The following is a 21,045-nucleotide window of genomic DNA, read 5'->3' as shown; positions in this document are numbered from 1 at the left end:
GCGGGCAGTGCCCGCCAGCGATGATCGGATCCGACGCATGCAGTGGCCGTGCAGCGTGCGTACCCGGGACCAAGATGGCGGTGGCGCCGCCCCGCGCCAGCAAACACGTTCAGCCGAGTGCCACGCCGGTCGCAGGCGCTGCGCCGGTCCGTGCGAAAATAGCGCGATGAATGAAGTCGCCCCACCGGCCGCGCCGTCGGCGCCGGTTCCCACCCAGCGCGTTCTGACCGATCCGATCAAGGCCGGCATCCGCGAGGCCTACGCCAAGCTGCAGGCCAACACGCCCGGCTTTGCCACACGGCGGGCGCAGAGCCAGATGATCGGCCTGGTCTCACGCGCGCTGGCCACCTCCGGCGGCATCGGCATTGCCGAGGCCCCCACCGGGGTCGGCAAGAGCCTGGGCTATCTCACCGCCGGCGTGCCGATCGCCCTGGCCACCAAGAAGAAGCTGGTGATCAGCACCGGCACCGTGGCGCTGCAGTCGCAGTTGGTGGAGCGCGATATTCCGGCTTTCCTCAAGGCCACCGGGCTGGAAGCCACGGTCGCACTGGCCAAGGGCCGCACCCGCTACCTGTGCACGCGCAACGCCGCCGAGCTGCAGGGCGAGACCAGCCAGGAAGGCATGTTCGATGACGAACAGGTGCTCTACGATCGCCCGCTCAGCCCGGCCGACGCGGATCTGGCCAAGCGCCTGGCCACGGCCTACGCCGAGCGCAGCTGGAACGGCGATCTGGACGATGCGCCCGAGCAGGTCTCGGTGCCGCTGCGGCTGCGCATCACCACGCCGGCCTCCGGCTGTGCCGGCCGCCGCTGCAGCTACGCCGCGCAATGCCCGGTGCTGAAGGCGCGCACCGACGTGCGCGAAGCGCAGATCGTGGTCACCAACCATGCATTGCTGCTGTCGTCGCTGTCGCTGGGCGATGCCGAGAATGGCCAGCCCTTGATCGCCCCGCCCGCCGACATGCTGCTGGTGCTCGACGAAGGCCATCACATCGCCGGCGTGGCGATCGACCAGGGCGCCGCCAGCCTGCCGTTGGACGAGATGGCCAAACGCACCGGACGGTTGCAGATCCTCATCGCCGCTGCCTACCGCGCGGTGGACAAGGACAAGATCGGCAACCTGTTGCCCAACGAGGCCATCGAGTTGGCCACGCGCGTGTCCAAGCTGCTCAAGGCTTTCCACGCCGAGGTCGAACGCGTGTGGAAGCCCGAGCCCGGCGAGCGCGATCCCTTGTGGCGTGCGGCCAACGGCAAGCTGCCGCCGCAATGGGGCCCGGCCATCGAAGAGCTTGGCGAAGAAACCCGCGCGTTGTTCAACTGGGTGCATGCCGCGCACAGCGCGATCGCCAAGGGCAAGCAGGACGACTCGGCGCGCGAACGCCTGCAGCGCAGCCTCGGCCTGGCCCTGGAGATGGCCGAGCAGCAACACAATCTGTGGAGCGGCTGGCGGCGCGAAGACAAGGAAGGCCAGCCGCCGATGGCGCGCTGGATCACCCTCTCGCGCGACGGCGATCTGATCTGCCATTGCTCGCCGGTGTCGGCTGCGCAGGTGCTGCGCACGATGATCTGGAACGAAGTGGATTCGGTGGTGATGACCTCGGCCACACTCACCGGCGGCGGCGATTTCCAAGCGTTCGCCATCGACAACGGCCTGCCCGATCACGCCGAAATGGCCTCGCTGGCCTCACCGTTCGACCTGCCCAATCAGGCCGAATTGATCGTGCCCAATTTCCCGGTCACCCCAGACGATCGCGAAGGCCACCCGAAGGAAGTTGCGCGTTACCTGGTGCGCGAACTCGACTGGACCGCCAAGGGCAGCATCGTGCTGTTCACCTCGCGCTGGAAGATGGAAAAGGTCGCCGACCTGATGCCGCTGGCGCAGCGCAACCGCGTGCTGGTGCAGGGCGAGGGCAACAAGTCGCAGCTGATCACCGAACACCTGCGCCGTATCGCCGCCGGCGAGGGCTCGGTGCTGTTCGGTTTGAACTCCTTCGGCGAAGGCCTGGATCTGCCCGGCGATGCCTGCACCACGGTGGTCATCACCCAGGTGCCGTTCGCGGTGCCGACCGACCCGCAGACCTCGACCCTGAGCGAATGGCTGGAAAGTCGCGGCCATAACGCCTTCAACCTGATCGCCATCCCGCACGCGCTGCGCACGCTCACGCAGTTCGCGGGCCGCTTGATCCGCAGTTCCAGCGACCACGGCCGCGTGATCATCCTCGACTCGCGCCTGCTGACACGTCGCTACGGCAAACGCATCATCGACGCGTTGCCGCCGTTCAAGCGGGTGATCGGCTAGTCCAGGGCAGCCCTGCGCCAGTCCCGTGCGGAGGATGAGACGTCCGTCTCGCAGAGTGCCGCTGTCACACGTTTGCGGTGCATGACCGTGCCCGTCGCTGCGCGTGTGGTGTCGATGGCAGCGGTATCTTTCCCTGCCGTGCTTATCGACGCGATGTCGTGACCTTTTGAGATCCGGGAGGATTGCGGATGAAGACAGTGATGCTCGGTGTACTGCTATGGCAGCCGACAACTGCGGGATGGGCGATTGCCGAAGCCGATCGCACTCTGCAGCAAGGTCGTCCAGGCATGAACGCCTCTTATCGCGAACAGCTGCTGGCACTGGCCGATGCCGATCAGAAGATCCGTGAGCAGATTCGTGGTGCTTTCACGGCGCAACAGCTGCAGGCCAATCAAGGTGCAGCAAAAGACATGGCCATGCGTCTGGTTGCGTCGCAACGGGAAAACCAGGCTGCGCTGTCTGCACTGATCGACAAATTCGGCTTCCCCGATGTCGCGTCGGTCGGCGAGGACGGGGCGCATGCCGGTTTCCTGGTCGCGCAGCACTCCACTGACCGCACGTTTCGCGATGGCTTCCTGAAGAACATCGAGGTTGCGGTGGCGCGCGGGTCTTACAGCACCGCAGACATGGCATTGTTCGTGGATCGTAATCTGATCATGTCGGGCAAGCCGCAGCGCTACGGCACCCAGCGCAAGGCGGACGGCAGCCTGTTCGAGCTGGAGGATCCTGCCCAGTTGGCACGCAGACGGGCAGACGTAGGTTTGCCTGACGAACAGGGCGGTTCTGGGGGCCTTTGAACCATAAGCGATATCCAGCTGCGACGCGATAGATGCTGGTCAACGCATGGGGCGCGCGTGCATACCTGGATCAAGAAGACGTTGCGAGTTGTTGGTGCTTCGGTTTCCACCAGGCGATGACGCCCGGCCCTGCGCTTATTTTTCACCGCATGGCGTTGCTGGTTCGTGAGCCTGCCGATCTTCTGCACTGCAGTATTCTTACAGTCACCAACGCACTACGTGCGTCGCTGTGAATCAGCCTAGTCACCGCATGCGTAGCGCAAGCGACATGATCTTCAACGTGCTACCGCCTTGTAACGCGATGCATATCACGCTCTGTAGTCATCATCATGTTCGCCTATCGCAGCGATCATAACTAACGACTTCTCACGCTTCGGTCCGCTGGCCATGATTCAGCTCCCTCAAACGAGCTGACGCCATGCGCCCTGGATCCCTCATGGTGCTAGCCCTGCTAGCCCCGACGCTGATCGCCCCGCCGGTCTTCGCCCAATCCGTCCTGACCCGCGACAACGGCGCCAAGGTCGGTGACAACCAGAATTCGCAGACCGCCGGAGCCAATGGCCCGACCCTGCTGCAGGATGTGCAGCTGATCCAGAAGCTGCAGCGCTTCGATCGCGAGCGCATCCCCGAGCGCGTGGTGCATGCACGCGGCACCGGCGTCAAAGGCGAGTTCACCGCCACCGCCGATCTGTCCAGCCTGACCAAGGCCAAGGTATTCAGCGCCGGCGAAAAGACCCCGGTCTTCGTGCGTTTTTCCTCGGTGGTGCACGGCAACCACTCGCCGGAAACCTTGCGCGACCCGCATGGCTTCGCCACCAAGTTCTACACCAGCGAAGGCAACTGGGATCTGGTCGGCAACAACTTCCCGACCTTCTTCATCCGCGATGCGATCAAGTTCCCCGACATGGTCCACGCGTTCAAGCCGGACCCGCGCACCAATCTGGACGACGATTCGCGCCGTTTCGATTTCTTCTCGCACGTGCCCGAGGCCACCCGCACGCTGACCCTGCTGTACTCTAACGAAGGTACCCCTGCGGGCTATCGCTTCATGGATGGCAACGGCGTGCATGCCTACAAGCTGGTCAATGCGCAGGGCGAAGTGCATTACGTCAAGTTCCACTGGAAGACGCTGCAGGGCATCAAGAACCTCGACCCCAAGCAGGTCGCTGCCGTCCAGGCCAAGGACTACAGCCACCTGACGAACGATCTGGTCGGTGCGATCAAGAAGGGCGACTTCCCGAAGTGGGACCTGTACGTACAGGTGCTCAAGCCGGAGGACCTGGCCAAGTTCGATTTCGATCCGCTGGACGCCACCAAGATCTGGCCCGACGTGCCGGAGCAGAAGGTCGGCCAGATGGTGTTGAACAAGAACGTCGACAACTTCTTCCAGGAAACCGAGCAGGTCGCGATGGCGCCGGCCAACCTGGTGCCGGGCATCGAGCCGTCGGAAGACCGTCTGCTGCAGGGGCGCATCTTCTCCTACGCCGACACCCAGCTGTATCGCATCGGTGCCAATGGCCTGAACCTGCCGGTCAACCGTCCGCGTGTGGCCGTCAACAACGGCAACCAGGATGGCGAAGGCAATAACGGCCACACCACCAGCGGCGTGAACTACGAGCCGAGCCGGCTGGAGCCGCGGCCGCAGGACACCGCTGCGCGTTACAGCGCGTTGCCGCTGTCGGGCACCACCCAGCAGGCCAAGATCACCCGCGAGCAGAACTTCAAGCAGGCCGGTGAGTTGTATCGGTCCTACAGCAAGAAGGATCGCGCCGATCTGGTGCAGAGTTTTGGCGAGTCGCTGGCCACCACCGACACCGAGAGCAAGCATCTCCTGCTGTCGTTCCTGTACAAGGCCGACCCCGAGTACGGCACTGGCGTGACGCGTGTCGCCAAGGGCGACCTGGCCCGGGTCAAGCAGCTGGCCTCCAGCCTGCAGGACTGACCCACCCACGGCATCGCGGCCTGTGCCGCGGTGCCGTTTTCGCTATCGGGAGAGCCATATGCGCACCCTGCTGTTTCTGATGCTTGGCACCCTGTCTGCAGCTGCCAATGCTGCCTCGCCCGCGCCGATGTCCGCCAGCGCCACCGCTGCCGCCGCCGACCCGGCGCAGATCAAGCTGCAGTTGCGCGAGTACTTCTTCGACGCGGCACGCGAAGGGCGGCAGGACATGCTGGCCGAGTTCATCCGCTCGCACTACGACCTCAATACCCGTGACGAGAAGGGCTACACCGCCCTGATCCTGGCGGCCTATCACGGCCAGCGCCCGGCAGTGGAGCAACTGCTCAGCGCCGGTGCCGACCCCTGCGCGCAAGACAAGCGCGGCAACACCGCGCTGATGGGCGCGATCTTCAAGGGCGAGCTGGGCATCGCCAAGCGGCTGATGCAGGCCGACTGCGCGCCGGACCAGCGCAACAATGCCGGTCAGACCGCCGCGATGTACGCAGCGCTGTTCCAGCGCACCGACGTGCTCAAGGATCTGGCCGCCAAGGGCGCAGACCTCAGCCTCAAGGATGGGCAGGGCAACGATGTGACCAAGCTGCAGCGCGGCGAGTTTGCGACGACCCCGGCGCGCTGAGCGCGCCTGTCATGCGTGGCGGGGCAGGTATGCGTGACGCCAGGCGTCAGCAGGCTCGCACCGGCGCCATGCGGCCGATACCGGCGTGAGCCGACGGCGATGCGTGCTGCAGCGTGCCGTACCACGATGCACCTGATGCACAGGCCAATCGCCTGCAGCCCGCATCCTGGCGGATTGCAAGCATAGCTCGGCCGTCTTCGAAGCGCTGTAGGTGGTTGCGACAGCAGCTCCACCCCGGTGGCCGTCGGATGAGTCGCTGATCGGTATCGCCCGAGTCCTGCACCTCGATACCCGGAGCCTCGACGGCCTCGCCTGCAGCACTCCACCGCGCGTGCTGACGCCACCGGTGCGTACCGGCGACACCCGCTCATTTATGACCACCGACGTGGTTCGGGAGGTAGCCGTTGCGTACCGAGCGCACCGCATGCTCGCTCTTAGATCGGCTGGCCGCGCGGTGACTTACTCAAACTGCCTTCATCACCTGCCGAGAGGCGCAACCACCGCCTCGGCCCGGTTCGGAGGTCAACCACTGTGCACCGAGCGCAGTGAATTCTCGCTCCCGGGTCGGCCAGTGGCTCGCCGACCTGCTCGATTTGTCTCCACGACTCGCTGGAAAACGCAGCCACCGCCTCCGCCGGTTTTCCGCCGCAGGCGCGTTGGATCTTTGGCGGCGGTGGTGATTTTTGTGCCACTGCGTCAGGAGTCCCCTGACACGGAAACCTTTGTGCGCCAAGGGTTTGACATAAGTCTGAGTGCGCGCTGACTTGCCTGAAATTTGTTCGGAAAAATCGCAAAAAACAGTTCAAGAAAGCACTGCGAACGCCGATGCTTCCGCTATCGCACACTGGAACCCCCGGACCATGAAGCTCGATCCCTCCATCCCTTTCCTGATGTCCCTGCTGGCGATGGTGCTGTGCACCGCTACCGCCGTGGTCGCGCTGGTGTTCGGTCAGGTACACGTGCTGGCCACGTCGTGGAGCTTCTACACCGTGCTGGGTACCGCCCTGATCACCCTGGTCGCCTCGTACCATGCGCTCGGCAAGCCGCTGAGCGCCGAAGAGCGTGTGGGCTTCCGCAACCCGTAACTGCAGATCCTGTCCAGGCGCAGTGCACGACGCCAGCACTGGACGACACAAGCTCCGCTCGTCATTGACGATGCACCGCGTTCGCTCGACATGGGCGAACGCCCAGGCACTGCGCATCCTGCAGCGATGCCGCCCGATAACGCGCGCACTTGGCGTGCGAGGGCAACGACAGCAGCGCCGGCACGGTGTCGTTCGTCTCTTTCGATGGCAGCGATAGCCGCGATACCGGACGCCCAGGCGCGCCGCCAGCGGGTTCCATCAACGCGCGGCATGCCGACCTTCGCCAGCCCCTATGGGTCAATCACATGGCGCAGTGAACCGGCGATCGATCAGCGGGCTCCGGCAGGTCGGCCTCGCAGGATGCCATGCCGCGCTGCGGCAGATTCATCGACACCCGTGTAAGCTGTTGATCCTGCTCCGCATTCCGATGGCTGCCTGCTGCGGCCACATGTCGATGACCGCTTCCGCCGATCGCTACGCCGCCTCCCTGCGCCTGTCCGTCGCCCCGATGATGGATTGGACCGACCGCCATTGCCGGGTCTTCCATCGCCTGCTGGCACCCTCGGCACGTCTGTACACCGAGATGGTGCACGCCAATGCGGTGATCCATGGCGATCGCACGCGCCTGATCGGGTTCGATCCGGTCGAACACCCGCTGGCGCTGCAACTGGGCGGCAGCGAGCCGGCGCTGCTTGCGCAGGCGGCGGCGATCGCGCAGGAGTGGGGCTACGACGAGATCAACCTCAATTGCGGCTGCCCGTCCGATCGCGTGCAGGCCGGGCGCTTCGGTGCCTGCCTGATGCGCGAGCCGGGCCTGGTGGCCGACTGTGTTGCCGCCATGTGTGCGGCGACCACGCTGCCGATCACGGTCAAGTGCCGCCTCGGCGTGGACGACGATGACGACTACGCCGTGTTCGCCAGCTTCGTCGATCAGGTGGTCGCAGCCGGTGCCGCCATGGTGGTGGTGCATGCCCGCAACGCGTGGCTCAAGGGCCTGTCGCCCAAGGAAAACCGCGAAGTGCCGCCGCTGCGTTACGACTGGGCGTATCGCCTCAAGCAGGAGCGCCCCGCGCTGCCAGTGGTGCTCAATGGCGGCATCGCGGCGGTGGAGACCGCGATGGAGCATCTGCACCAGACCGACGGCGTCATGCTCGGCCGCGCCGCCTACCACGACCCCTACGTACTGCATCGCCTGGATGCAGCCCTGACGCATCGTGCGGAACAGCCGCGCGACCAATTGCTGCGCGCCTTGCGGCCCTACGTCGAGTCCCAACTGGAGCAAGGCCTGGCCTTGAAACACATGACCCGACACGTGTTGGGGTTGTTCCATGGCCAGCCGGGCGGACGCGCGTTCCGGCAGGTCCTGAGCGAGGGCGCACACCGGCCAGGTGCCGGCTGGGAGCTGGTCGAGCAGGCCTTGCAGCGGACCGACACCCAGGGCTGGCGCGTGGTGGCCTGAACTGGCCTGCCGCTTGCATTACCTGAACAGGCATTTCCGCTGTCTGCATCTGACCGGGATGCCAACTGCCGGGCACGGGCAAGAGTTCCAGAAAAGTGCCGTTCCAGGCGTCCAGATATTCATTTCACTGAACAGCGTTAACACAAAGCTAAAAAGTTCAGATGGGATTCACCCCGAAAAATCAAGAATTTGGACCATTCTCGGGCTCGACCATGCTGTCACCGGTGGCCGGTTTCACGAATTTTGAATGTTCCTGAACAACCCGCTAGGATTCATTGTGACCCAGCCCTCCCGCCGCGCTTGCTATGTCGTCCTGGTTGCCCTCGGGCTAGCCATGGCAGCGCCATTGGCGTGGGGGCAGGCATATCCGATGTCGCACGCGGGACGCGATCCATTGCCGCCTTCCGCGCGCGGTAACGGGCGCACGCTCTCGGACACCATCCGACAGGTGCAGCGGTCCACCGGTGGACAGATCCTGAGCGCCGAACGCGTGCCGTTCGACGGGGGCAATCTCAACCGCGTCAAGTACATGAAGGACGGCCGCGTGCATACGGTGTACGAGTCGGAGCAGATGCAGGCCGCGCCGCCGCGCAGCCAGGCGCCGCCGGATGCGCCACCACGCGACGATAACCACTAGACGTAGATAGTTCTGCGTTCAGTCTCATAAATTCCCCGGCCATTGGCCGACAACGTAACTAGGGAGAGTGCATGCGTATCCTTTTGGTCGAAGACGAAGCTCCGCTGCGCGAGACCCTTGCCGCGCGCCTGAAGCGTGAGGGCTTTGCTGTCGACGCTGCACAAGACGGCGAAGAAGGCCTGTACATGGGCCGTGAAGTCCCGTTCGATGTCGGCATCATCGACCTCGGCCTGCCCAAGATGTCGGGCATGGAGCTGATCAAGGCGCTGCGCGACGAAGGCAAGAAATTCCCGGTGCTGATCCTGACCGCGCGTTCGAGCTGGCAGGACAAGGTCGAGGGCCTCAAGCAGGGTGCCGACGATTACCTGGTCAAGCCGTTCCATGTCGAAGAGCTGCTGGCGCGTGTCAATGCGCTGCTGCGGCGCGCGGCGGGCTGGAGCAAGCCGACGCTGGAATGCGGCCCGGTCGCGCTGGATCTGGCCGCGCAGACGGTCAGCGTCAATGGCGCCAACGTGGACCTGACCAGTTACGAGTACAAGGTGCTCGAATACCTGATGATGCATGCCGGCGAACTGGTCTCCAAGGCCGATCTGACCGAGCACATCTACCAGCAGGATTTCGATCGCGATTCGAACGTGCTGGAAGTGTTCATCGGCCGCCTGCGCAAGAAGCTCGATCCCGATGGTGAGCTCAAGCCGATCGAGACCGTACGCGGTCGCGGCTACCGTTTCGCCATTCCGCGTACCGAAGGCTGAGTCCGCGCATCGGCAAGCAGGAAGATCAGGTGCCGGGCCGCTCCAAGTGGTATAGACGCTGGCGGCCGCGCTCGCTGCAGGCCCGCCAGCTGCTGGCCGCCAGCCTCAGTCTGGTGGCCTTCCTGGCGCTGGCGGGTTACGCGCTGGATGTGGCGTTCGCCGACACCGCCGAAAAGAACCTGCGCGAGCGGCTGAAGAACTACGCCTCTGCGTATGCCGCCAATATCGATTTCGTCCGCGATGGCTCGCTGTACATCGGCGGCCAGCCGCCGGATCCACGTTTCGATGTGCCCGGCGGCGGGCTTTACGTGGAAGTCGTGCGACCGGACGAAAGCTGGACCTCGATGTCGGCCGAAGGCCCGAACATTCCGCACGGGCGCATGCTCGAGCCGCGCCAGGAAGAATTCATCGGCCCGCTGGAGATGACCCAGATCGACGGCAGCGTGGGCCAGTTGTACCGCTACGGCCTGGGCGTGAGCTATGTCGAGCGCGAACACGGCGGCGAGATTCCGTACACCATCTACGTGATGGAAGATGCGCGCTCGATGGGCGCGCAGCTGCGCGTGTTCCGTGGCGCGGTGTGGTTCTACCTCGGCAGTGCCGGTGTGGTGCTGCTGGTGCTGCAGGCCTTCATCCTGCAGTGGAGCCTGCGTCCGCTGCGGCGGGTCATCAACGAGTTGACCAAGGTGCAGCGCGGCGAGATCCAGCGCATGAGCGAGCAGCATCCGCGCGAACTGGAGCCGTTGACCGAAAGCATCAACGCTTTCATCGAGAGCGAGCGCGACAATCTGGACCGCCAGCGCAATACGCTGGCCGATCTTGCGCACAGTCTCAAGACGCCGATCGCGGTGTTGCGCACCCAGCTCGATAGCGGCCAGTCCGAGCGCGACCTGCACGAGGAAATGGATGTGCAGTTGCGCCGCATGAACGATCTGGTGTCCTACCAGCTCGCACGCGCGGCCTCCAGTGGACACAAGCTGTTCGCCGCACCGCTGCCGATCGAGTCGACCGCCGAGGAGATCGTGCGCGGGCTGGAGAAGGTCTATTCGGTCAAGGGCGTGTTGTGCGAATTCGATATTTCGCCCGATGCGCGCTTTCATGGCGAGCCGGGCGATCTGCAGGAATTGCTGGGCAACCTGCTGGAAAACGGCTTCAAGTGGGCGCGCAGCCGCGTGCTGCTGACCGCACAGCCCGGTCCCACCACCGGCAGCCGTCGTGCCGGATTGATCCTGTCGGTGGAAGACGACGGCCCCGGCATCGCGCCGGAAGACGTAGCCAAGATCCTGCAACGTGGCGTACGTGGCGACGAGCGCGTGCAAGGCCACGGCATCGGCATGTCGATCGTGCAGGATCTGATCAAGGCTTACCGCGGCGAGCTGCAGGTGGTGCGCTCGCAGGAACTGGGCGGCGCCCGCTTCGACGTGACCCTGCCACCGGGACTGTGATCGGCATGGGGGGGGGTGCGGAATGAACCCGTGGTCAACGCTGCGGCGCACTCCGACAACCGTTTAACGCCCCGCGCGTTGGCTTGACCATACTGGGCCGGTTGCAGGCCGTTGCGATGGAGAGCTGCATGTTCGAGCGCAATGCACAGACGCGCTGGCTGAGCGCACGTCCAGCAGGCGCGCCCCGCCATCACCGATGGCAGCTGGCATGGCTGTTGGCGGGCTGCGCTTTGGCGATGTCGTGCAGTGCTGCCAATTCAGCACTGACGTCGGCGCAGACGCGCTGGCTGCAGCGTGCGACCTACGGCGTGGATGCCGACAGCGCCGCGCAACTGCAGCGGCTCGGCCCCAAGCGCTATGGCAGGTCGCTGTTGCAGGCCAGCGACGATGCGGCGTTGCCAGCGCCGATCCGTGCACAGCTGCAGCACTTCGATGCGCTGCACACGCCTTTGCTGACATTGCTCACGCAGTACGAGGCCGACAAGATCCGCCTGCAAGACATGCCCGATGGTGAGGAAAAGACCGCCTTGCGCAAGGCATGGCAGGCGCGTGGTGGGCAGATGCTGACCCAGGCGCGTCAGGCGCAGCTGTTGCGTGCGGTGTATGCGCCGGAGCAGACGCGCGAGCAGCTGGTGTGGTTCTGGCTCAATCATTTCAGCGTGTACGCCGACAAGGGGCGGGTGAAATGGATGGCGGCCGACTACATGGAAAACGCGATCCGCCCGCATGCCACCGGCAAGTTCGCCGACCTGGTGATGGCGACGCTGGAAAGTCCGGCGATGCTGGAATATCTGGACAACGCCAAGAACGCCAAAGGCAAAGTCAACGAAAATTACGCGCGCGAACTGATGGAACTGCACACGCTGGGCGTGCATGGCGGTTACAGCCAGCAGGATGTGCAGCAACTGGCGCTGATACTGACCGGCGCCGGCCTGGTGCCGGTCAAGGCCGAGGGCGCTCCGCCCTTGCCGACTGCCGTGCCGGGGCAACCGCAGGTGGTGCGCGAGGGGCTGTTCGAATTCAATCCCGCACGCCATCAACCCGGCGACAAGACCTTGCTGGGCAAGCGCATCGCTGCGGGCGGCCTGGATGAGATCGAGCGCGCGGTGCAGCTGTTGGTGCGGCAGCCGGCATGCGCACATTTCATTTCGCAGCGTTTGGCCGAGTACTTTGTCAGCGACAAGCCGCCGGCCGCGCTGGTCGAGCGCATGGCGAACACGTTTCAACGCAGCGATGGCGACATCGCCAAGGTGATGCAGGCCATGCTGGACGCGCCGGAATTTGCGCAGGCGCAACCGCGCAAGTTCAAGGATCCGAATCGGTTCGTGGTTTCGGCCATGCGGCTGGCGTACGAGGGCCAGCCGGTGGTCAATGCCGCGCCGATGGCGAGCTGGCTGCAGCAACTCGGCGAGCCGCTGTTCGGGCGCATCACCCCCGATGGCTGGTCGCTGCAATCGCAGGCATGGACCAGCTCCGGGCAACTGGCGCGACGCTTCGAGGTGGCACGTTCGCTGGGCAGCGGGCCCAAGCAATTGTTCCGCTTGGATGGCGATAACGACACGCCACTGCCGGCGCTGACGCAGATCGACACGCGCCCATCGTATCGCTGGGTGGCACCGTCGCTTTCCAGCGGCACGCGCGATGCCTTGGGGCAGGCGCGTTCGCCTGCGGAATGGAACGGATTCCTGCTGTCATCGCCGGACTTCAACTATCGCTGATTCGAGGGTCGCCGAGTCGACGGTTGCCGATTCCAACCCGCTGTTCAACGTTCGACCAGCGATCACCGCCACGGGAGCGCGCCATGCAACGACGTCAATTTCTGCTTGCCTCTGCAGCGGCCGCAAGTCTGCCCTGGAGCGGTCGCCTGTTTGCTGCGCCACGCGACAGTGCGCGCATGCTGGTGGTGTTCCTGCGCGGCGGCTACGACAGCAATAATCTGCTGGTACCGCATGCCAGCGATTTTTATTATCAGGTGCGTCCGACCCTGGCGATCGCGCGGCCGGATGCGGCCAACCCGAACAGTGCCGTTGCGCTGGATACGCAATGGGGTCTCAACCCGGTGATGCGCGATGCGCTGCTGCCGCTGTGGCAACGCCGGCAACTGGCGTTCGTGCCGTTTGCCGGTACCGACGATCTGTCGCGCAGTCACTTCGAAACCCAGGACGATATCGAATCCGGGCAATCCGGCCGACAGCGCCGCGATTATCGTTCCGGCTTCATGGCGCGCCTGTCGGGTGTGCTCAGCGGAGTGCCGGCGATTGCCTTCACCGATTCCTTACCGCTGACCTTCCAGGGCGGCGGCGACTTGCCCAACGTGTCGTTGCGGGGCATCGGCAAGGGCGGTCTGGATGCGCGTCAGGCACAGATCCTGTCGCAAATGTACGACGCAACCCCGCTGGCGGCCGCTGCGCGCGAGGGACTGGCACTGCGTCAGCAGGTCACCGCGCAGCTGCGCGAAGAGATGGAGCAGGCCGGTCGCGGCGCCGCCAGTGCGCGCACCTTCGCCGACGAAACCCGGCGCATGGCAAGCCTGATGCGCGAGCGTTATCGGCTGGGCTTTGTCGATGTCGGCGGTTGGGACACGCACGCCAATCAGGGCAGTGTCGAAGGTGGGCTGGCGAACAATCTGCGCAATCTGGGCGAAGGGCTGGCGGCATACGCCGACGCCCTCGGGCCGGCATGGAAGGATACCGTGGTGGTGGTGCTGTCCGAGTTCGGCCGCACCTTCCGCGAGAACGGCAGCAGGGGCACCGATCACGGGCACGGCACCACCTATTGGGTGCTGGGTGGCAGCGTGCGTGGCGGCCGGATCGCCGGCGAGCAGGTAGAAGTTGCGCAGGCGCAGCTGCTGCAGAACCGCGATTATCCGGTGCTCACCAATTACCGCAGCCTGTTCGGCGGTGTACTGAGCCGGTTGTGGGGATTGTCGGCTGCGCAGCTGGAACGGGTGTTTCCCGGTGCCAGGCCGCGCGATCTTGGGTTGGTGTGAATGCCTGGCAATGCGCGAGCGATGTCGATCCGTCCCGCGTGTGGCCGCGTGCGGCATCGCGCATTGGTGTGCTCAGTCGCTTGAAACGCCTGCGATTGATGCGCGCGACAGCGTTGCATGAGACGACAGCCCAACGCATGCAGGCATGTCAGCGCACCATCAGCGCTGCGCTGACGCCGCAAACGGCGATGGTCCATAAAAACGCGTCAGCTGTGCAGCGACATCCGGCATGAGGCGCGCCAGCAGCTGTGGCGCGGAGAAGTGGTATTCGCTTACGACCGCGAAGAATTCTTCCGGTGCCTCGGCGGCATACGGGTCGATCTCGGTGTCTTCGCCCGCATCGACGCGTTGGCAAAACGTATCGAAGGCGCGCTGGAGATCGCGTGCCCAGGCACGCTGCGCAGCGTGCGGCAGCGGCGGGGTGCCGTCGAGCGCGCCATCGAGTGCATCGAGCTTGTGCGCCATCTCATGCACGATCACGTTGAAGCCGGCCTGCGGGTCGTCCAAGTCGGCCTGTACGTCGGCCCAGCTGACGATCAGCGGCCCTTGCTCCCAGGCCTCGCCAATCAGGGTGTCGTCCCAGGCATGCATCACTCCGGCCGCATCCACATGCGTGCGTTGCACGCGGAATGCGTCCGGGTAAACGATCAGCTGCGACCAGCCACGCCAGCCGGCCGCGCCGATGTTCAGCAGCGGCAGGCAACACATGGCAGCCAGCAAAACGTGATCGTGCGGTTGCAGCTGCAGCCCGTCGAGCGGGGAAATGGTTTTTTGCTGCAGGAACTGCGCGGTCAGTGCACGCAGACGGTGCTGGCGGGGCGGATCGAGCGCAGCGACCCAGGCGCAGCGGCGGCTGACCGGCAGCCATAAGGCATCGGGAATATCGGCCGGCGGCCGGCGCAGCCGGCGCAACAACCACTGGATCAGCGGAACATGCCCGGCAGGAAGCTATGCCAGCGCGGCATCGTGCGCATACGGGGGAACAGTCCGTCGCCGTCGCCACCACCACCGCCGGTGGCCGGCGCGGGCTTGTGCGCGGGAGCACGTGCCGGGGTTGCCGGCTCGCCGTTGGGGGTTCTGCCGCGTGCCGCCGAGTTGCTGCTGACGCAGCTCTCATGATCGCCATCGGCCAGCTGGTCCGATGCCAGTGCGGCAAGCGGAGCCAACAACAGGAGCAGGCAAACCGTGATTCGGCGCATCGTCCACATCCAGGGCAAGCGGCGTGAGTCGCCGATCATAACGTGCTTTTCACTCCCTCACGCAAGCCAGGCTGGGCGGGTGCGGACGCTTGGCGCATACTTTCACGGATCGATTTGGGGACTTGCCGTGGATGACCGCGCCTTGCTGGCCAAACTTGCGAGCGGCCGGCTATCCGGCGATGCGTTGGCGCGCGATGCCGGGTTGACCCGTGCGGCGGTGTGGAAGCGGATTCAGAACCTGCGCGCGGCCGGGGTCGAGATCGAAGGGCGGGCCGGGGACGGCTACCGCCTGGCGGCGCCGCTGGACCTGCTGGACGACGCGCGCATTCGTGCGGCGATGGCGGCCGAAGCGCTGGCAGGCCTGGCTGCGCTGGAGATTGCCTGGACCCTGGAATCCACCAACACCAGCTTGCTGGCGCGCCCGGCGCCGGAGCAGGGCGTGGCGGTGCTGCTGGCCGAGCGGCAGACCGGCGGGCGCGGCCGGCGTGGGCGTCAATGGACCTCGCCACTGGGTGCGCACATCTATCTGTCGGCCTCGCGCCGTTTCAGCGGCGGATTGGGCCAGCTGGCCGGGCTCAGCCTGGCCGTGGGCGTGGCGGTGGCCGAGGCCCTGCGCGGTTGTGGCTTTGCCGATGTCGGGTTGAAGTGGCCCAACGATCTGCTGGCGCGCGAGCGCAAGCTGGGCGGCCTGCTGATCGAAGGCGGCGGCGAAATGGCCGGCAACGCCCGCGCGGTGATCGGGTTGGGTTTGAACGTGCATATGCCGGCGGCAGCGGCCGCTGCGATCGACCAACCGTGGGTGGATCTGGATACGCTGGCCGGCCACGCGGTGTCGCGCGATACCGTGGTGGCTGCAGTGTTGTCGGCGCTGCTGCCGGCGCTGGAGCTGTTCGAGGCGCAGGGGCTGGCCCCGTTCCTGGGCCGCTATGCGGACCTGGACGTCCTGAGCGGCCGCGCGGTGCAGGTCGAGGAAGCCGGCACCCGGCATCACGGCATTGCGCTTGGCCTGGCAGCCGACGGCGCGTTGCGGGTGCAACTGGGCGAGACGGTACGGCTGTTCCACTCCGGAGAAGTGAGCGTGAGACCTGCATGAGCGAGTGGTTGTTCGACCTGGGAAATTCGCGGTTCAAGTACGCACCGCTGCAGGGCGACCGCGCCGGCGACGTGCAGGCCTGGCCGCATGGTGCCGAGGCGATGGACGCGGCCGCGTTGTCGGCCTTGCCCACCGGACGCATCGCGCACGTGGCCAGCGTGGCTGCGCCGGCGTTGACGCAGCGCATGCTCGGCTGCCTGCGCGAGCGTTTCGAACAGGTGCGCATCGTGCGGACCGCGGCCGAATGCGCCGGCATCCGCATCGCCTATGCAGACCCGGGCCGCTTCGGGGTCGATCGCTTCCTGGCGCTGCTGGGCGCACGCGGCGACGCACCGGTGCTGGTGGCCGGCGTGGGCACCGCGCTGACCATCGATGTGCTCGGCGCCGATGGGCAGCACCACGGCGGCCGTATCGCCGCCTCGCCGACCACCATGCGCGAGGCGCTGCATGCGCGCGCGGTGCAGTTGCCGGCCAGTGGCGGGACCTATGTCGAGCTGGCCGACGACACCGACGACGCGCTGACCTCCGGCTGCGATGGCGCGGCGGTGGCGCTGATCGAGCGCAGCCTGCAGCACGCGCAACGCAGTCTGGGCGTACCGGTGCGGCTGCTGGTGCACGGGGGCGGCGCGCCGCCGCTGCTGCCGTTGTTGCCCGATGCCAGCTTCCGCGCCGCGCTGGTGCTGGACGGGCTGGCGACCTGGGCGAGGTCTGTGTCGGCGCCTTGAGCGGCGAGTCATGCGATCGTGCGGCCACGCGGCGGGCGCGGCCGGGAGACGGGATCGGTCGGCCGCGCTCGTACACTGCGCCTACCGCCTGGCGTGGGCAGCAAGCCGACCAGCGCTCGCCGGTTGTGACTGCCCGCGCTTAGAATCCATCGCATGTATGTCCGCGCACTCATCGTCGTCCTGATCGTCCTCAATGCCGGTGTGGCCTTGTGGTGGGCGTTGCAGCCGGCACCGGCAGCGGTGGCGGCACCGCCGCAGCCGGCCGGTGTGGCGCGCCTGGAAGTGCTGCCGAGCACTGCGGCAGCAGCGCCAGCAGCGCCAGGCGAGGCGAGCGAGGCAAGCGAGGCAGGCATGGTCCCGGCAGCTGCGGGCACCGCACCATCGGATGCACCTGCACCTGCACCTGCACCGACTGAGACACCGACGGCAGCAGCGGCAGCGTCTTCTTCGATAGATGCGGCCGCCGCGAAGGTGGCCGCAACGTCGCAGACGTCGGCACAGGTTCCACCACCAGCCAAGGTCGCTCCAACACCGAACGAAGTTGCGGCAGTGGCGATCAAACCATCGCCAGCGGTACCTACTCCCGCCGCTGCGCCGGAGCGTTGCGCCAGCCTGGGGCCGTATGCGGCGCGCGCCGATGCCGATGCCGCGCTGGCACGCCTGCGTGGCCAGGCCCTGCGCACCCGCGTGCGCGAGGACAAGGACGCCGGGGTCAGTACGTTCCGGGTGATGCTGCCCAATGTCGGCGATCGTGCAGCGGCGCAAGCCTTGGTCAAGCGCATCGCCGCCGCCGGCATGGGCGACTATTACGTGATTGCCCAGGGCGAGGACAACACCATCGCGCTGGGGCAGTACCAGAGTCGCGAGCGTGCCGAGCGCCGTCAGGCCAGCCTGGTCGGTGCAGGGTTTCCGGCGCAGTTGCTGCCCAGCGGCACCGGGCAATCGCGCTGGTGGATCGATGTGCGCAGCACGGCTGCGATCGGCACATTGCAAGGCACCGCAGGTGCAACGCGTCAGCGGTCGCTAGATTGCGCCGCGCTGCGCTAGAATGCGCAGCGGCGCGCAACGCGCCTGCCTTTGCCGGCATAGCTCAGTTGGTAGAGCAACCGCCTTGTAAGCGGTAGGTCCCCAGTTCGAATCCGGGTGCCGGCACCACGAAGGTTCTCTCGTCCTATCCCGAAATGTCCATGTAGCTCGGGGCTGACTGCGCTGTTGGGTCAGCGTCTCCGGGCCGCGCCTTGTCCGGTGTGATCGGCCGAAACAGCTATCTGCCCGCGGCCCGCCAATCACAACGCGCCAGTTGCTGTTGCCTGCGCGCAAGACGCGCAGCGACTCAGGCCGGGCGACCGGCCGACAGCAGTTCCAACGTGGCCTGGTCGGCATCGGTGGCGTCGACGCGCAGGCGTTCGGCCAGTGCGGCAACGACGATGGCGTGGGCCTGGCGGAGCACGCTGTCCGCATCGGCGCTGGCGTCCACGACGTGCTTCCCCGGCAACTGCAGCTGCGCAAAGATGCTGCGGCAGCGCTCCAGGTTGTCCTGGGTTTCGAAGTGATTGGGTGCATCGCCGCGGGCGCGGATACGCGCCAGGCCGGTGGGTGGGGGCAGGTCGAGCAGCAGCAACACGTCCGGGCGCGGCGCGAAGGCGTTGCGGTCCAGCAGGTCGTCCAGCGGCAGGCCGGCGGCGCCCTGGTAGGCGACCATCGAGGGGAAATAGCGGTCCAGGATCACGATGTCGCCGCGTGCCAGCGCCGGCGCGATCAGGGTGTCCACGTGTTCGTGGCGGTCACGGATCAGCAGCTCGGCTTCTTCGTCGGCGCTGAGGCGGCCGGTGGCGGCGGACTGGCGCAGCTGGGTGCCCCAGGGGCCATTGGTCGGTTCCTTGCTGAGCACCACGCGCGCGCCGGCCGCTTCCAGCGTGGTGGCCAGGCTGCGGGCGAGGGTGGTCTTGCCGGCGCCGTCGATGCCTTCGATCGCGATCAGCAGACCGCCGGGCTTCAGTTCGATTGTCATCGCGCTACTTTATCCGATCGTGGTGCTGGATCAGCACCTGGCATTGGCGCGGACGTCGCCCTGCAGCGGCCGATCCCGGCGCATCGGGTCTGCGCTGCGCGTTACCGATGGCACCGCCGCTGCCGCGCGTCGATGCCTGTGCGAGATGGCTTGACGACCGTCATGTCCAACGCAGTGCCGGGCATGCACAACAACCGCATCACGACCGCCGCTTGCAGGCGCTGCCGGCTGCTGGCGCTATTGCATATGCCGTATGACCGGTATGTCCTGCGCGATGTCGGGAACGTCCCGATGCCCTGATTTCTGGCTGCGCGGCATACTGAACAAGTCAGGCAAAGCACCCGAATGTATGACGTCCGCGTTGCGTGCCTGGCAACAAGGAAGATGGACGCGTCGCCGTCACCCTAGAGGCGGCATCCCCCGCGTGACGCCCTCTCAGGCACCGTCGTGACCGGATTCCTTGTTTTTCTCGCGCACCGACCACGTCGGCAATGCCACGTACGCGCCCGCTTAGCTGGTCGCCGAGGTGTAGCGATAGGACAGCAGCGACTTCACCAGGAACGTGATCTGGGTGGCCGAGCGTGCGTCCACGCGCATGACCGGGATGCGGAAGCCTTCGGCCACCAGCGCATCACGGAACGGCGGCAGCAAAAAGTCCTGCATTTCGTCGGTCATGGTGATGCCCACCGCCAGGCTTGCCGCAGGTGCGATCTGCGAAAACTCGCGCAGCAAGGCCACGGTGGCATCGCGCATCTGCGGATCGCGCGCGCTGACCAGCACGATCACGCCCAACGCGCCGTCGCACACCAGCGGCCACATGAAATCCAGGTACTTCTGCCCGGGCACGCCGTAGACGTGCAGCAACTCGCCGTCTTCCAGTTCGATCGAGCTGTAGTCCAGTGCGACCGTGGTGTAGGTCTTGTCGCCGTAGGCATCCTGGCTGAGCGGCATCTCGGTGCTGACCGGCTCCACGTCGGAGATGGCGCGCACGGCGGTGGTCTTGCCGGCGCCCATGCCGCCAACGAACACCAGTTTGTTGGCCGGAAGACTCATGACTGCGCCTGAAAGAGAGAGAGGCCAAAGCGACGTGCGACCCAGGAGAAAAACCGGGAGTTGCTGCTGTCCGGACGGGGCTGCGTTGCAGGCACGGGAATCTCCGCAGTCTGGGCAAGGCCGCTGGCGAGTGCAGCGGCGAACAGGCATTCCACCGTTTGCAGCGGCAGCTTGCAAGCATTGGCCAGCGCCTGCGGGCGCCACGGGCGCGCATGCAGGTGGGCAATGGCAAGCAGCTGCGCCGGCGAACTGGTCTCGGCACTCAGCTCCGGCCATTGCCGCAACCGCAGCGCATGGCTGGGTTCGACCGCCGGCAGCGCGGGGCGCAGGTGCTCGGGCAGGGCGAAGTACAGCGCTTCGAAGGAAATACGTTGGCTCAGTACGCTGTCGGCGGTGTCCGGCGCAACCTGCCAGCCGGGGCGATCCAGGGCCGCCAGCAGCTCGGTCAAGGCGATGCCGGCGGGAAGCTGCACGCAGCTGTCGGCCGGGTCCACGCGCACCTGCAAATGTCCGTTGCGCAGCAGCACCGCAGCGGTGCCGAATTCGCCGCGGCAATGGCGGACCAGCAAGGCCGGCTCGGCGACCTGCGCATGATCGGAGGACGACAGCAACAGGCGCATCTGCTCGTTGAGTTCGCGCACGGTGGCGCCGTGCTTGAGCCATGCGCCGCCGACCGGTGTCCGCGACACCACCAGCACGCGCACCGGTTGCCCCTGCAAGGCCTGCCAGGCGGCCAGGCCATCGGGGCTTTCCAGCCCCAGCACCACCACCTCGGCGGCGTGTTGCGGCCATTGCCCCAACTGCACGTCGATGCGCTCGGCCAGCAGCAACGAGCACGCCAGTTTCAGGCGCGTGGTGTGCAGCAGGTCCAGGCCGGCCGTGGCGACCCGCATGGTGTGAATGGGTGAGGTCATGACAGGGC

Annotated in this window: 19 protein-coding genes and 1 tRNA gene; 15 read left to right on the top strand and 5 right to left on the bottom strand. The window is 66.1% G+C overall.

All coding sequences use genetic code 11. From position 1 onward, the window contains the following. Window positions 1-166 precede the first annotated feature (166 nt). The 11 genes from dinG (at window position 167) to ABQ039_RS18475 (ending at window position 14,042) form a co-directional block, all read left to right on the top strand. Complete coding sequence (dinG, locus tag ABQ039_RS18525) at window positions 167-2,299, top strand: ATP-dependent DNA helicase DinG (RefSeq protein ID WP_349778512.1); 2,133 nt, start codon at window positions 167-169, stop codon at window positions 2,297-2,299. Between the two features lie 188 nt (window positions 2,300-2,487). Further along, complete coding sequence (locus tag ABQ039_RS18520) at window positions 2,488-3,096, top strand: DUF6624 domain-containing protein (protein ID WP_349778511.1); 609 nt, start codon at window positions 2,488-2,490, stop codon at window positions 3,094-3,096. A gap of 436 nt (window positions 3,097-3,532) precedes the next feature. Beyond that, entirely contained in the window at window positions 3,533-5,038 is a 1,506-nt protein-coding gene (gene katB, locus ABQ039_RS18515) for a catalase KatB (RefSeq protein ID WP_180968604.1), read from the top strand. A 58-nt stretch (window positions 5,039-5,096) separates the two neighbouring features. After that, window positions 5,097-5,672 (top strand): ankyrin repeat domain-containing protein, encoded by a 576-nt coding sequence (locus ABQ039_RS18510; protein WP_054591226.1) that lies wholly within the window; start codon window positions 5,097-5,099, stop codon window positions 5,670-5,672. An 860-nt stretch (window positions 5,673-6,532) separates the two neighbouring features. Further along, window positions 6,533-6,757: a hypothetical protein gene (locus ABQ039_RS18505; RefSeq protein WP_016902784.1), complete on the top strand. Its 225-nt coding sequence runs from the start codon at window positions 6,533-6,535 to the stop codon at window positions 6,755-6,757. A gap of 454 nt (window positions 6,758-7,211) precedes the next feature. Then, window positions 7,212-8,216 (top strand): tRNA dihydrouridine(20/20a) synthase DusA, encoded by a 1,005-nt coding sequence (dusA, locus tag ABQ039_RS18500; RefSeq protein ID WP_065033495.1) that lies wholly within the window; start codon window positions 7,212-7,214, stop codon window positions 8,214-8,216. A gap of 334 nt (window positions 8,217-8,550) precedes the next feature. Continuing rightward, a complete protein-coding gene (locus tag ABQ039_RS18495; protein WP_054591227.1) occupies window positions 8,551-8,853 on the top strand; it encodes a hypothetical protein in 303 nt (100 codons plus the stop codon). A 71-nt stretch (window positions 8,854-8,924) separates the two neighbouring features. Beyond that, window positions 8,925-9,608 carry a response regulator transcription factor gene (locus ABQ039_RS18490; protein ID WP_002808458.1) on the top strand — a complete coding sequence of 228 codons (684 nt, stop codon included), beginning with the start codon at window positions 8,925-8,927 and terminating at the stop codon, window positions 9,606-9,608. Window positions 9,609-9,682: 74 nt separating this feature from the next. Further along, complete coding sequence (locus ABQ039_RS18485) at window positions 9,683-11,053, top strand: ATP-binding protein (RefSeq protein ID WP_024939071.1); 1,371 nt, start codon at window positions 9,683-9,685, stop codon at window positions 11,051-11,053. A gap of 236 nt (window positions 11,054-11,289) precedes the next feature. After that, window positions 11,290-12,771 (top strand): DUF1800 domain-containing protein, encoded by a 1,482-nt coding sequence (locus tag ABQ039_RS18480; RefSeq protein WP_374057822.1) that lies wholly within the window; start codon window positions 11,290-11,292, stop codon window positions 12,769-12,771. An 83-nt stretch (window positions 12,772-12,854) separates the two neighbouring features. Further along, the gene (locus tag ABQ039_RS18475; RefSeq protein ID WP_228911250.1) at window positions 12,855-14,042 is read left to right on the top strand and encodes a DUF1501 domain-containing protein; all 1,188 of its coding nucleotides are present in this window, start codon (window positions 12,855-12,857) and stop codon (window positions 14,040-14,042) included. A gap of 159 nt (window positions 14,043-14,201) precedes the next feature. Here the strand turns inward: ABQ039_RS18475 and ABQ039_RS18470 are convergent, their stop codons facing one another. Next, window positions 14,202-14,957 carry a M90 family metallopeptidase gene (locus ABQ039_RS18470; RefSeq protein WP_349778509.1) on the bottom strand — a complete coding sequence of 252 codons (756 nt, stop codon included), beginning with the start codon at window positions 14,955-14,957 and terminating at the stop codon, window positions 14,202-14,204. Between the two features lie 8 nt (window positions 14,958-14,965). After that, window positions 14,966-15,280, bottom strand: coding sequence for a hypothetical protein (locus ABQ039_RS18465; RefSeq protein ID WP_024939067.1), 315 nt, complete (start codon window positions 15,278-15,280; stop codon window positions 14,966-14,968). Between the two features lie 40 nt (window positions 15,281-15,320). Here ABQ039_RS18465 and birA point away from each other — a divergent pair, with 40 nt between their 5' ends. From birA to ABQ039_RS18445, 4 genes are all read left to right on the top strand, one after another. Then, a complete protein-coding gene (birA, locus tag ABQ039_RS18460) occupies window positions 15,321-16,334 on the top strand; it encodes a bifunctional biotin--[acetyl-CoA-carboxylase] ligase/biotin operon repressor BirA (protein ID WP_311542345.1) in 1,014 nt (337 codons plus the stop codon). After that, window positions 16,331-17,059, top strand: a complete 729-nt coding sequence (locus ABQ039_RS18455; RefSeq protein ID WP_054591231.1) for a type III pantothenate kinase — start codon at window positions 16,331-16,333, stop codon at window positions 17,057-17,059. The genes birA and ABQ039_RS18455 overlap by 4 nt, the downstream gene beginning before the upstream one ends. 153 nt (window positions 17,060-17,212) lie before the next feature. Further along, window positions 17,213-18,106 carry an SPOR domain-containing protein gene (locus tag ABQ039_RS18450; protein ID WP_349778508.1) on the top strand — a complete coding sequence of 298 codons (894 nt, stop codon included), beginning with the start codon at window positions 17,213-17,215 and terminating at the stop codon, window positions 18,104-18,106. A 32-nt stretch (window positions 18,107-18,138) separates the two neighbouring features. Then, window positions 18,139-18,214: transfer RNA gene (locus tag ABQ039_RS18445), tRNA-Thr, on the top strand. Window positions 18,215-18,392: 178 nt separating this feature from the next. Here ABQ039_RS18445 and tmk read toward each other — a convergent pair. From tmk to ABQ039_RS18430, 3 genes are all read right to left on the bottom strand, one after another. Next, on the bottom strand, window positions 18,393-19,070 hold the full coding sequence (gene tmk, locus ABQ039_RS18440; protein ID WP_039814984.1) for a dTMP kinase: 678 nt from the start codon (window positions 19,068-19,070) through the stop codon (window positions 18,393-18,395). Between the two features lie 510 nt (window positions 19,071-19,580). Beyond that, window positions 19,581-20,123 (bottom strand): ATP/GTP-binding protein, encoded by a 543-nt coding sequence (locus tag ABQ039_RS18435; RefSeq protein WP_016904520.1) that lies wholly within the window; start codon window positions 20,121-20,123, stop codon window positions 19,581-19,583. Next, window positions 20,120-21,037: a hypothetical protein gene (locus tag ABQ039_RS18430; protein ID WP_104575692.1), complete on the bottom strand. Its 918-nt coding sequence runs from the start codon at window positions 21,035-21,037 to the stop codon at window positions 20,120-20,122. The genes ABQ039_RS18435 and ABQ039_RS18430 overlap by 4 nt, the downstream gene beginning before the upstream one ends. Between the last annotated feature and the right edge of the window lie 8 nt (window positions 21,038-21,045).

Source organism: Xanthomonas sp. WHRI 6108 (genome assembly GCF_040202385.2).
Lineage (GTDB): Bacteria > Pseudomonadota > Gammaproteobacteria > Xanthomonadales > Xanthomonadaceae > Xanthomonas > Xanthomonas arboricola.
This window is presented reverse-complemented; position numbering and strand designations above follow the sequence as displayed.